At 35.9% G+C, this 12105-nt stretch carries 10 protein-coding genes; 8 read left to right on the forward strand and 2 right to left on the reverse strand.

Annotated features, from left to right (window positions below; genetic code table 11):
- Positions 1–148 precede the first annotated feature (148 nt).
- The 8 genes from HME7025_RS06730 to HME7025_RS06765 all read left to right on the forward strand — a co-directional run bounded on the left by HME7025_RS06730 (position 149) and on the right by HME7025_RS06765 (position 10529).
- Positions 149–718 (forward strand): RNA polymerase sigma factor, encoded by a 570-nt coding sequence (locus HME7025_RS06730; RefSeq protein ID WP_109322898.1) that lies wholly within the window; start codon positions 149–151, stop codon positions 716–718.
- 277 nt (positions 719–995) lie between these two features.
- The gene (locus HME7025_RS06735; protein WP_109322899.1) at positions 996–4022 is read left to right on the forward strand and encodes a SusC/RagA family TonB-linked outer membrane protein; all 3027 of its coding nucleotides are present in this window, start codon (positions 996–998) and stop codon (positions 4020–4022) included.
- Between the two features lie 23 nt (positions 4023–4045).
- Positions 4046–5722, forward strand: a complete 1677-nt coding sequence (locus tag HME7025_RS06740; RefSeq protein ID WP_109322900.1) for a RagB/SusD family nutrient uptake outer membrane protein — start codon at positions 4046–4048, stop codon at positions 5720–5722.
- 72 nt (positions 5723–5794) lie between these two features.
- Complete coding sequence (locus tag HME7025_RS06745) at positions 5795–6844, forward strand: DUF6807 domain-containing protein (protein ID WP_109322901.1); 1050 nt, start codon at positions 5795–5797, stop codon at positions 6842–6844.
- 75 nt (positions 6845–6919) lie between these two features.
- Positions 6920–8344: an MBL fold metallo-hydrolase RNA specificity domain-containing protein gene (locus tag HME7025_RS06750; protein WP_109322902.1), complete on the forward strand. Its 1425-nt coding sequence runs from the start codon at positions 6920–6922 to the stop codon at positions 8342–8344.
- Between the two features lie 33 nt (positions 8345–8377).
- Entirely contained in the window at positions 8378–9334 is a 957-nt protein-coding gene (locus HME7025_RS06755; protein WP_109322903.1) for an acetyl-CoA carboxylase carboxyltransferase subunit alpha, read from the forward strand.
- Positions 9335–9339: 5 nt separating this feature from the next.
- Positions 9340–9978: an HAD family hydrolase gene (locus HME7025_RS06760; protein WP_109322904.1), complete on the forward strand. Its 639-nt coding sequence runs from the start codon at positions 9340–9342 to the stop codon at positions 9976–9978.
- The gene (locus HME7025_RS06765; protein WP_109322905.1) at positions 9969–10529 is read left to right on the forward strand and encodes a 1-acyl-sn-glycerol-3-phosphate acyltransferase; all 561 of its coding nucleotides are present in this window, start codon (positions 9969–9971) and stop codon (positions 10527–10529) included. The genes HME7025_RS06760 and HME7025_RS06765 overlap by 10 nt, the downstream gene beginning before the upstream one ends.
- On the opposite strand, the gene lpxB is transcribed toward HME7025_RS06765, so the two are convergent.
- A complete protein-coding gene (lpxB, locus tag HME7025_RS06770) occupies positions 10517–11623 on the reverse strand; it encodes a lipid-A-disaccharide synthase (protein ID WP_109322906.1) in 1107 nt (368 codons plus the stop codon). The genes HME7025_RS06765 and lpxB overlap by 13 nt on opposite strands.
- Positions 11624–12046 (reverse strand): 6-pyruvoyl trahydropterin synthase family protein, encoded by a 423-nt coding sequence (locus HME7025_RS06775; protein ID WP_109322907.1) that lies wholly within the window; start codon positions 12044–12046, stop codon positions 11624–11626.
- Positions 12047–12105 lie beyond the last annotated feature (59 nt).

Below are 12105 nucleotides of genomic sequence, written 5' to 3' on the forward strand. Positions count from 1 at the left end.
TGTAAACGTTTACGTAAACGTTTACGGAAAAAAATTAAAGATTTTCATTGAATTATTATAATTCCTATATCTATATTGGTTTCACTCTACTAAAGAAATGGAGTAAAATTTAAGAACTACTTACAATAGTCCAATTAATCTTATACCAATGAAACAAAGCATCAATGAAGTGGAAGTTTGGGACCAATTCAGAAATGGAAACCATCAGGCCTTTACTAGTCTTTATCAGCATTTTGTTCAGCCCTTATATTCCTATTCAATGGGGATTACAAGTGATAAAGAATTAATCAAAGATTGTTTACATGATTTATTTGTGGAGCTATGGCGGAATCATGCTAGTCTAGGGCCGACAACTAGCGTTAAGTTTTATTTAATGGCTTCCATAAAGCGTAAGTTGGTTCGTCACTTAGATGGCCAACTAAAAAATTCCCAGCATCATGCTAACTACTATTTGGAAACAGCTGATAGAGATAATAGTCAGGAATATAGGATGATTCGAATGGAGGATGAATTAGCAACCAATAAACAGTTATCTCACTGCTTGTTGAAATTAAGTAAAAGACAAAGAGAGGCTATCTCTTTAAAGTTTTATCACAATATGGATACGGATCAAATCAGTCAATCCATGAAAATCAATCCACAATCTGTGTATAATTTAATTTTTGGGGCTTTACGTCAAATGAAAGAGTTGATGGTCTATGAAAATGTAGCATTTTGATGTGAAATGAGTAAAAAGTTTGTGGAAATTACTTTACATAGTAATTGTACAAAAAAAACTTTAAATGATACATCAAAATGGAAAGGAACAAAGAAACTTAAAACGCTTAATGCGTTATCGCATTGCTAAATTTTTAGTAAGATTTTCTAGTAGTACCTGGAACCAACCTAGAAAATTCATAAACCCTAAGGTCCAGCTAACTCCTAATGAGAGCAAGGCATTATGGAGTAGAATACAAAACACTTTGCACTCATATTAACTTATTATTTTAGAACAAATGAGAAAAAAATTACTTTCTAAGTTCCTACTAAGCATGATATTTGTCTTTTTGGGGATTCAATTGTTTGCTCAGGAACGTTCCATTAGCGGAAAAATTATTTCTGCTGACGATGGTTCAGGAATTCCTGGGGTATCCGTTTTAATTAAAGGAACCAAATTAGGTACATCCTCCGATGTGAACGGAAATTTTAAAATTTCTGCGTCTAGTACATCGGTATTATTAATTTCTTCCGTGGGCTATTTACCTCAGGAAATTACCGTGGGAGCTAAAAGTCAAATTGATGTAAAGCTTCTTGCTGATAATACTAGTTTAAGTGAAGTTGTGGTGGTTGGTTATGGTACTCAGAAAAAGAGTCAAATGACGGGTGCTATTTCTTCCGTAGGGGCTAAAGAAATTTCTGAGTTACCTGTAACCAATGCGCGTCAAGCTTTACAAGGTAGAGCTGCAGGGGTTGACGTAGTTCAGCCTGGATCTAAGCCGGGTGCTGGTCCTCAAATCCGTATTCGTGGTAGAAGATCCTTTAATGCATCAAACGATCCATTATATGTAGTGGATGGAATTCCTTTATCTGGAGGAATAGATGATATTAACCCATCTGATATTACTTCTATGGAAGTGTTAAAAGATGCATCTGCTACAGCTATATATGGATCTAGAGGAGCCAATGGAGTTGTCATCATCAGTACCAAAAGAGGTAAAGTGGGTAAAACAGTAGTTTCTGTAGACTCATATTATGGTGTAAATCAGCAATTAGGTACTATTCAAGTAATGAATGGTTCTGAGTTTGCTGAATACAAACGTGAATCTCGCCGTGCAGTTGGACAATATCCACTTGGTGCTGCTACTGCCGCTGATGATGCAAAAATATTTGAGCCTAGAGAGTTAACTAGTATTTCTACTGGTAGAAGTACGGATTACGTAGGAGGGATGTTACGTGCTGGTGCTATTCAAAGCCATCAAGTATCGGTTTCTGGAGGTTCAGAAAAGACTACTTTCAATATTTCAGCCAACTATTTTAATGATATTGGTGTGGTTAAGATGCAAGATTTTACTCGTTATACTTTCCGTGTCAACTTGGATCATCAAATTAACAACAAGATTAAAATTGGATTATCTACTTTGGTTGTCAACAGTTTACGTAATGGAGAAAACCTGAATATTCTAGGTGGAGCCATGCAAGAGAATCCTTTAGGTGAACCATATGATGCCAATGGAAATTTAGTATTTCTTCCTACAAACGATGGTTTAAGAACTAATCCATTTTCTGAAATTGTTCCTGGTGCTAATATTGATGAGAATAAACGTTTTAGAACGTTTAATAGTCTTTATGGCGAGTGGAATATAGCTAAAGGTTTAAAATATCGTGTCAATTTTGGTCCAGATTTAACGATTGGTCGTGCCGGTCGATTTATCGGAGCATTCACAAACAATAACCGCGGAGGTAATGCCAATGGTTCTATTAGTGAGCAATTTTTGTTCAACTGGACTTTAGAAAACGTAATTACTTATAACCGTAAGTTTAAAGATGTTCATAATGTCAATTTTACAGGTTTACAATCTATTCAGCGTGATCGGGATGAAAGAACTTCCATTTCAGTTAATGGTATTCCTGCAGAATCTGAATCATATCATCGTTTAGGTGATGCTAGCCAAATTACTGGTGCTAATACTGATTTGATTGAATGGACTTTATTATCTTATATGGGTCGTTTGAACTATGACTACAAAGAAAAGTACTTAATAACAGCTACTTTAAGAGCGGATGGATCTTCACGATTTGGAGCTAATACCAAGTTTGGATTGTTCCCATCAGTGGCTATTGGTTGGAATATGTCAGAAGAGCCCTTTATTAAAGATATTACAGCTATTGATCAGTTGAAATTGCGTGCTAGCTGGGGCGCCATTGGTAACCAAGCAATTAACCCGTATCAAACACAAGCTTTGTTAGGCAGAACAGCCTATGCTTGGGACAATGCTGCAGCTTATGGATACCGTCCTAATACCATCGGTAACCCAGATTTACGTTGGGAAACTTCTACAACTAAAAACGTAGGTTTAGACTTTAGTTTCTTACGTGGAAGAATTTCAGGTACTGCTGAATACTACGTAACCAATACTACGAATTTATTAGCACCTCAACCTCTTCCTACTTCCATTGGATTTGGTGGTTTTACTACTAACATTGGAGAAACTCAAAATACGGGTATTGAATTAACCTTATCTTCTGTCAACGTAGATAAAGGAGGTTTTAATTGGACTACAGATTTGATTTTCAACCGAAATAGAGAATCCATTATTGAGTTAGCGAATGGAAAAGTAGATGATATTGGTGCAGGTAGATTTATTGGTCAGCCTTTAAGTGTATTCTTTGATTACAAGAAAATAGGTATTTGGCAAACTTCTGAAAAAGATGAAGCTGCGAAATACGGTGATAAAGTGGGTCAAATTAAAGTGCAAGACTATAATAATGATGGTAAGATTAATGCAGATGACCGTCAAATATTAGGATCTGCTGTACCTGCTTTTACAGCTGGTTTAACCAACAGATTTTCGTACAAAGGTTTTGACTTATCTTTCTTTGTTTTTGCTCGTGTAGGTCAAATGATTCGTAGTCGTTTTCATGATAACGTCAATCAATTAGCTGGTCGATACAACAACTTGTCATTGAACTATTGGACTCCGAATAATCCAACCAATGAGTTTCCTCAACCAGTTGTGACTCAAGAGTTTCCTAAATATGGTAGTTCATTGACATATTTTGAAGGTTCATTCTTTAAGATCAGAAATATCAATATTGGTTACAATATTCCGGAAGCTGTAGCTAAAAAATGGAAGATGGAAAGTATCCGAGTGTATGCTAGTATCCAGCAACCATTAATCTTGGCAGAATACCGTCAAAAATACAAAGGTATTGACCCAGAAACTTACGTAGACGGAGAGCAAGGTGTTGGAGGGGGTGAAGTAAACACAAACGTTTCCCCTGCAACGAGTGTACTTACTTTCGGCGTAAATCTTAAATTTTAAAAATATTTCAAATATTGATAGATATGAAAAGCTTTAAATTATTTAAAAAAATAAGTTTTTTAGCAAATTTAGGATTGATTGGAACTTTAGGTTTAGGTTTACAATCCTGTAATGATTTGCTAACAGAAAATGTCGTTTCACGAATTGGTAATGATTATATCAATACTGCCAAAGGTTTAAACGATGCTACAAGTGCAGCTTATTCGACCATGCGTTCATGGTATGGTACAGAGCGCGGTATGAATTTGACGATTTTTGGAACAGATACCTATACCAATGGTGCTGACGGAAGCTGGAAATTCATGAATACCTACACAACAGATTTCGATACCAGAAACGGTTTATTGGCAGAAATTTGGAATGATTTTTACCAAGGTATTAATACGTGCAATGCCATTATTGGACGATCGTCTGCTGTGACGGGTTTAGCAGAATCCGTTAAGAAGCAACGTGTAGCTGAAGCTAAGTTTATTCGTGCTCACCATTATTTTATTTTTACTCAATTGTTTGGTGGGGTAGATTTACGCTTAACTGAAACCTTAGCACCAACTAAAGTAGTAAAACGCAGTACGGTAGCTGAACAGTATGCTCAAATTATCAAGGATTTGAATGAAGCGATTCCTGATTTGGAAAATAAATCAAGATCGGCGGAATACGGTCGTGCTACACGTGCAGCAGCGGAACATCTATTAGGTAGAGTTTATTTGACTAAAGCAACTTCATCAGCTAAAGCTGGAGATGATTATGCAAAAGCCATTGTTAATCTTAAAAGCGTAATTGCAAATTATGGTTTGACTCTGTTGCCTAATTTCGCTGATGTGCATAAGCAAGGAAATGAAATGAACAACGAAGTTATCTGGTCTGTTCAATATACTCGTGACCCATTAACCAATGCAGGTGGTAATAACGCACACGTATTTTTTGGTATGGAGTATGACGTATTACCTGGTATGCAACGTGATACTGAAAATGGTCGTCCTTTTAAGCGCTACAAGCCAACGAATTATACCTTAGATGTTGTTTTCAATAATCGCGATATTGACAGCCGTTATAAGAAAACTTTTAAGGATACTTATTTATCCAATAAACCAGGAACTTATAATACGAGTTTTGATTTAACCAAGAAGACGGTCACATTTGCTTTAGGAGATACGGCTATTTTCTTACCTGGTTATGAAATGTCGGAAGCTGAAAGAGCAAAAAAGAAATATCAAGTATTGGTACCATCTCGCTACGATGAGCGTATTTTTCCAGCTATCAATAAGCATTTTGACGGTGGTCGTGTAGACCGTACTCAATTTGAAGGTGGTCGTGACTTTATTGCTTTTAGATTGGCAGATACCTATTTGATGTTAGCTGAAGCTCAATATTTTTCTGGACTTAAAGCAGATGCTGCGGCAAATTATAATATGATACGTCGTCGTGCTGCCTGGCCTGGTAAAGAAAACGAAATGACGATCAAGGCAGATGATATAACATTAGATTTTGTTATGGATGAGCGTGAGCGTGAATTATTAGGAGAACAATCGCGTTGGTTAGATTTGGCTCGTTGGGGAAACTTGATTGACCGAGTGAAGAAGTATAATCCTCAAGCGGCTCCATTTATTAAAGCTCACCACGTATTAAGACCTATTCCGCAGCTACAAATTGATAGGGCAGAAGGTACTTCTACTGGATTCCCTCAAAACGCAGGTTATTAATATCAATTTGATTTTGTTATTTTGTAAAATTCCGAGGAGTCATTCTCGGAATTTTACTTTAAACTTATTTTTATGAAAAAATTATTTTTAATCTTATCTGCTTGCATCGCTTTTCAAGTAAATGCTCAAAACCAATCAGTTAGCTTCAAAAAAAATGATGCTGAAAAGAAAATTGACGTATTAGTTGGGGGTAAATATTTTACGTCTTACTTTTTTCCAGGTGAAGCCATCTTAAAAAAGGCCGTTCTTTATCCAATTTTAAGTGCTAAAGGAAGTACTATTACACGTGGTTATCCAGTAGCTATTCGCCCAGGCGAACGTACAGACCACCCTCACCATGTAGGGATGTGGTTAAACTATGAAGATGTTAATGGATTTGACTACTGGAATAATTCTAACAATATCTCCGATGGCATGAAGAGCCATAAATTTGGAACGATTGTTCATGAGCAGGTATTGAACATGAAATCAGGTAAAGAAAAAGGAGAATTGGGTGTTTCAGCAACCTGGATTGATAGTGATGGAAAAGGAGCGAAGGTATTGGCAGAAAAGACAACTTATGTATTCTCAGGAACATCGGATATTCGTGTGATTGATCGAATTACTACCTTAACTGCCTTAGCAGAGACAGTTCTTTTTAAAGATGTTAAAGACGGAATGTTTGCTATTCGCGTAGCACGTCAATTAGAAATTCCGTCGAATAAACCGGATATCTTTACGGATGCTCATGGTGTTGAAACGAAAGTTCCTGTATTAGATAATACAGGTGTAAGCGGAGATTATGAAAGTAGTGAAGGTATAACTGGCGAGAAAGTTTGGAGCACTCGTGCTAAATGGATGAATTTGAAAGGTGTATTGGATAATCATCCTATCAATATTGCTATTTTAGATCACCCTTCCAATGTTAGTTATCCAAGTTATTGGCATGCTAGAGGTTATGGTTTATTTGCTGTTAATCCACTTGGTGCTAAAGTGTTTAGTAATGGCAAGGATGAGCGTAATTTAACTTTGAAAAAAGGCGAATCTGTGACATTTAGATATAGAACTGTTATTGCTGATAAGCAATTAACAAAAGATGTTTTAGATAAAATGCAGGCTGATTTTGCTAAGCAAGTGAAATAGGCATTTCTATTTCACGAAAAAGCTGTATTTTTGTCATGTATCAGGGGCTCTTTGAGCCCCTATTTATTTGATTTTATGAAGCTACAATTTTTAGGTGCGGCCAAACAAGTAACAGGAAGTATGTACTTGCTAGAATTGGAAGATGGCTTTAAGATTTTGATTGATTGTGGTACGGACATGGAGCGGGAGATTGATTTTGATGAACCATATGAGAGCAAAGCATTTTTCCCATTTGATGCGTCCTTGATTAATTTAGTTATTCTTACACATGCCCATATTGACCACTCTGGCAATATTCCCATGCTGTATCGAGAAGGATACGAAGGGCAAGTGCTTTGTACTCCCCCAACAGCTGAATTAGCGGAATTACTTTTAATGGACTCGGCTAATTTACATTTGAGAAAGTTGAAAGCTGCTCAAGGTGAAAGTCGTAAAAAGCATAAACAAATGGATCGTCTATTACGAAAAGGCGATTTGTATTTGCAAAAGGATGTAGAACATTCTGTGAACCATTTCATTACGATTCCATTTAGTAAGAAATTTAGAGCTACAGAGAATTTAGAAATCACCTTTATACCAGCTGGTCATCTTTTAGGTGCTGCCCATGTACATTTAGGTATTACAGAAAACGGAGTAAAGAAAACCCTTGGTTTTAGTGGTGATGTGGGTCGAAAAAATTACCCATTGCATATTGATCCGCAAACCATGCCAGCTTGCGATTATTTAGTTTGCGAAACTACTTATGGAAATCGTATCCATGAAGATAAAGAATCGACTAAAAAAGCTTTGGGCGATATAATAAAATCAACCTGTATAGACAAACCAGGTAGATTAATTATTCCTGCTTTCTCAGTGGGTAGAACCCAAGCTGTTTTATATACCTTAAATCGATTAATCGAAGAAGACCATTTTCCTGCTATTCGTGTATTCACGGATAGTCCTATGGGAAAAAGTTCTACCCGTATTTATACCAAATATTCATCTTACTTAAATCAAGAAGCTAGAGAGTTTCAAGCTGAATATGATGAATTATTTGACTTTGATAATTTGAAGTTTTTGCAAACAGAAAAAGAAAGTAGAGCCATTAAGAACTACCATGAACCATGTATTATTATTTCTTCTTCAGGAATGATTTCAGGTGGAAGGGTAGAAACCCATATTGCAGACAATATTTCAAATACTTATTGTACGATTTTATTGATTGGTTATGCTGCTGAAGGTACTTTAGGCCGACAGTTATTAGCAGGAACAGATCATATTCAAGTACGAGATCGAGAATACAAAGTTCACGCACAAATACGTAAAATTGATGTCTTTTCAGGACATGCAGATAAATTGGGTTTGTTGGATTTTGTCAAAGTTCAAAGTCCATCTACCTTAAAAAAAGTATTTCTATCCCATGGTGAAGAAGAAAGTATGGTAGAATTCAAAGAAGAGTTAACAAATTTGGGATATCAGGATGTTATTTTGCCTGAAAAGAATCAAACTTTCATTCTTTAATTGATAATTTTACAATTGAAATTAACATCTACTATGAGAACATTATTAGAATTTGAAAAGCCAATTGCTGAATTAGAGGATAAGTTGATAGAAATGCGCAAATTAGCAATTGAAAATAATGTCGATGTGACTGCTACAGTACAATCATTGACAGAAAAAATTCTAGAATTGAAAAAAGAGACATTTTCTAATTTAACTCGTTGGCAAAGGGTTCAGTTATCTAGACATCCTGATCGTCCTTATACTTTTGATTATATCGAAAAAATATGTGAAGAGTTTATCGAGATTCACGGAGATCGTTCTGTGGCCGATGATAAAGCCATGGTGGGTGGATTTGGAAATATCGATGGAGAATTTTCTGTTATGTTCATTGGTCAACAAAAAGGACGTAATACGAAGCAAAGACAGTATCGTAATTTTGGTATGCCGAATCCAGAAGGATATCGTAAGGCCTTGCGTTTGATGAAAATGGCTGAGAAGTTCAATAAACCCATCGTATGCTTAATAGATACTCCAGGTGCATTTCCAGGCTTAGAAGCAGAAGAAAGAGGTCAGGGAGAAGCTATTGCGCGTAATATCCGCGACATGTTTATGTTGAAAGTACCAGTAATTTGTATCATCATAGGTGAAGGTGCTTCTGGTGGTGCATTGGGGATAGCTGTAGGTGATCGAGTTTTGATGATGGAAAATACATGGTATTCGGTGATATCTCCGGAATCTTGTTCTTCGATTTTATGGAGATCATGGAATTATAAAGAGCAAGCTGCCGAAGCTTTGAAATTGACAGCCAATGATATGGAGCAAAATGGCTTGATCGATGGGATTATTCCTGAGCCATTAGGTGGTGCACACTTAGATCCTGATGCTGCAGCGGCTAAAATGAAAGCTGTGATCAAAGATGAATTGAAAAAGCTATGTGCTATGGATGTTCGAGCACGCATAGATGCACGTATAGATAAGTACGGTAAAATGGGTGTTGTTGTTGAGTAGGTATTATGTCATCCTCTAAACTATCACTTCTCTTTGATTTAGGTAATGTATTATTACCAATTGACCTAGACAAAACGTTTCAGGCTTTTGCAGATTTATCAGATCGGTTTTCCGCAGAAGAAGTGAAGGAATTGACTCACAGTCAAGCTCTTTGGGCTAGATACGAAAGCGGTTTGCAAACAGAGGAAGAGTTTAGATATTTTCTTCGCCATTCTCTAGCATTGAATTGTTCAGATGAACAGTTTGATTTGGCATTTTCAGCTCTTTTATTGGATTTTCATCCCCAAGTATATACCTGGTTAGAAAATATTGCCAAGCAATATGCTATATACTTATTAAGTAATACCAGCTTAATTCATGCGAAGCAATTTACGCAGGTGCCATTAGGTCCCCAAGGAGAGTCATTATTTGGTTTGTTTAAGAAAACTTATTTTTCATTCGACTTAGGAATGATTAAGCCAGATGAAAAAATTTATCACCATGTATTAGAAGATTTATCGTTAAAACCAGAAAATCTTGTTTTTTTTGATGATAATTTTCATAATATTGAATCAGCAAAACGAGTAGGCATTGATGGAGTGCTCATTAATCCTTCGTGTTCTTTACAACAAATTGACTCCTATTTATTGCAATTATGCTCATAAAATCTGCATTGTTCGACTTATTCTTTAAGTGGATGGGTTGGGAAATGAAAGGAAATATTCCACGAAATATTCCGAAAAGTATAGTCATTGTGTGCCCACACGCCACTTGGGTCGACTTTCCTATAGGTTTAGGTGTACGTTCCTTATTAAATATGAACATCTATTTTTGGGGTAAACAAGAGCTTTTTAAAGGTGTTTTTGGATGGTTATTTCGTTGGTTGGGAGGTTATCCAGTAGACCGATCGAAGAACCAAAATTTGGTCAATGCCATTGTAGATATTTATCAAGCGAATAAATATTTTCATGCTGCCTTAGCCCCTGAAGGTACACGCAAAGATGTGCAAGAATTAAAAACAGGTTTTTACCATATTGCTGTAAAAGCTAATATTCCCATTATCATGGTTGGCTTTGATTATGTGAATAAATGGGTTCACATTAATGATCCTTTTTATCCTAGTGGAGATTTTGACGTGGATAAGAAAGTTATAGCAAATTATTATGCATCTATTCCAGGGACTCAGAAATCTTGGATTAAAAATTACTTAGCCTGATAGGATAAGGCATAATCATACATCATTTTGGCTGTTTTTTTCGATGCTCCTGCAGGGCCAATGATTTGTATTAATTCATCATAACAATTTAATTGCTTTTGCTTGCTAACAGCATTATAATCAAGTAGTTGCTTGATTTTTAGAGAAATATGAGAAGCAGTAAACTTAGATTGAATCATCTCTGGTACAGCTTCTTTTCCTAAAATGATATTGACTAAGGAAATGAATTTTATTTTTACTAGCAATTTGGCTAAAGAATAAAATAACCAATCTGTTTTATATACAACGATTTGAGGAATTCTAAATAAGGCAGTTTCTAAGGTGGCTGTTCCTGAAGTTACGATGGCAATTTGAGATACATGTAATAAATTGTAAGTATCATCATATATGATATCTAAATCGTAGGTTTCATAAATAGATTGCCATTCTTTAAGTCCTGCTACATAAAAGTGCAAATCTGGAAATTGCTGCTTAATCTCTTGGAAAACAGGCAGAGCGGCATTGATTTCTTGCTTTCTGCTTCCAGCTAATAAGGATATGCAAGGTTGTTTGATGGAATTTTGTTCGGCAAATTGAGGATTAGGTTGAAAGTCATCAATGGAATCTTTCAATGGGTTTCCAACATAATGCGTGGAAATGCCATGTTCTTCAAAAAGGGTCTTTTCAAAGGGGAAAATCACATACAATTGATCTACCCATTTTTTGATAACATCCACTCGTCCTTTATTCCAAGCCCAAACTTTCGGTGCAATGTAAAATTGGGTATGAAAGCCTTGCAATTTGGCAATTCTGGCTGCTTTGAGATTAAAACCACCATAGTCAATGAAGATGACAGTATCAGGTTGAAATTGCTGAATTTGACTTTTAAATTTTTGAAATAAACCTTTCAGCCGTTGAATGTTCTGCAAAACACCCAATAAACCCATGATGGCAAGTTCTTTGTGATGAATAAGTACTTCAGCACCAGCTTCCTTCATATCATCTCCACCCCATGCTTGTATAGTAGCAGTTGAATCCAGTAGTAATAGTTCCTTAATTAATTTGGAACCGTGTAAATCACCTGATTTTTCTCCTGCTAGTATGAAATACTTCATTTATATTTCTCCGTAATATTCTACTGAGTTTTTGTTGGTTTCAACCAAATGGATTTTATGCAATTGGGCACTAGTGGAAGCAGATTGGATTTTTGGAGCTAAGATTTTCCAAAATTCCATGACCAAATTTTCACAACTCGCCAATTTACCAGACATAAAATCGACGTCCATATTCAAATTTTTATGATCTACTTTATCAATAATTTCTTTCTTGATTAGCTTACCTAATTCTTTCAAATCAAATACAAATCCTGTCTCTGGATCAGGATTTCCTTTAACGGTCACAATTAATTCAAAATTATGCCCATGCCAGTTTTTGTTGGCACATGGACCAAAAACTTCATCATTCTTCTCTTCTGACCAATTGGGATTATAAAGCCGATGAGCGGCATTAAAATGTTCCTTGCGGATGACGTAAACCATTGTTTTCAGTTGTTTAAAGTGAAGGTGAACTGGGAAAACATTAGCAGAATCACCATTAA

This window comes from Aquirufa nivalisilvae (assembly GCF_003143535.1).
Taxonomy (GTDB): domain Bacteria; phylum Bacteroidota; class Bacteroidia; order Cytophagales; family Spirosomataceae; genus Aquirufa; species Aquirufa nivalisilvae.

Bases quoted from the DNA above. Each gene is read 5' to 3' on its own strand.
- HME7025_RS06730 (WP_109322898.1), top strand. From the start codon at position 149: ATGAAACAAAGCATCAATGAAGTGGAAGTTTGGGACCAATTCAGAAAT.
- HME7025_RS06735 (WP_109322899.1), top strand. From the start codon at position 996: ATGAGAAAAAAATTACTTTCTAAGTTCCTACTAAGCATGATATTTGTC.
- HME7025_RS06740 (WP_109322900.1), top strand. From the start codon at position 4,046: ATGAAAAGCTTTAAATTATTTAAAAAAATAAGTTTTTTAGCAAATTTA.
- HME7025_RS06745 (WP_109322901.1), top strand. From the start codon at position 5,795: ATGAAAAAATTATTTTTAATCTTATCTGCTTGCATCGCTTTTCAAGTA.
- HME7025_RS06750 (WP_109322902.1), top strand. From the start codon at position 6,920: ATGAAGCTACAATTTTTAGGTGCGGCCAAACAAGTAACAGGAAGTATG.
- HME7025_RS06755 (WP_109322903.1), top strand. From the start codon at position 8,378: ATGAGAACATTATTAGAATTTGAAAAGCCAATTGCTGAATTAGAGGAT.
- HME7025_RS06760 (WP_109322904.1), top strand. From the start codon at position 9,340: ATGTCATCCTCTAAACTATCACTTCTCTTTGATTTAGGTAATGTATTA.
- HME7025_RS06765 (WP_109322905.1), top strand. From the start codon at position 9,969: ATGCTCATAAAATCTGCATTGTTCGACTTATTCTTTAAGTGGATGGGT.
- lpxB (WP_109322906.1), bottom strand. From the start codon at position 11,623: ATGAAGTATTTCATACTAGCAGGAGAAAAATCAGGTGATTTACACGGT.
- HME7025_RS06775 (WP_109322907.1), bottom strand. From the start codon at position 12,046: ATGGTTTACGTCATCCGCAAGGAACATTTTAATGCCGCTCATCGGCTT.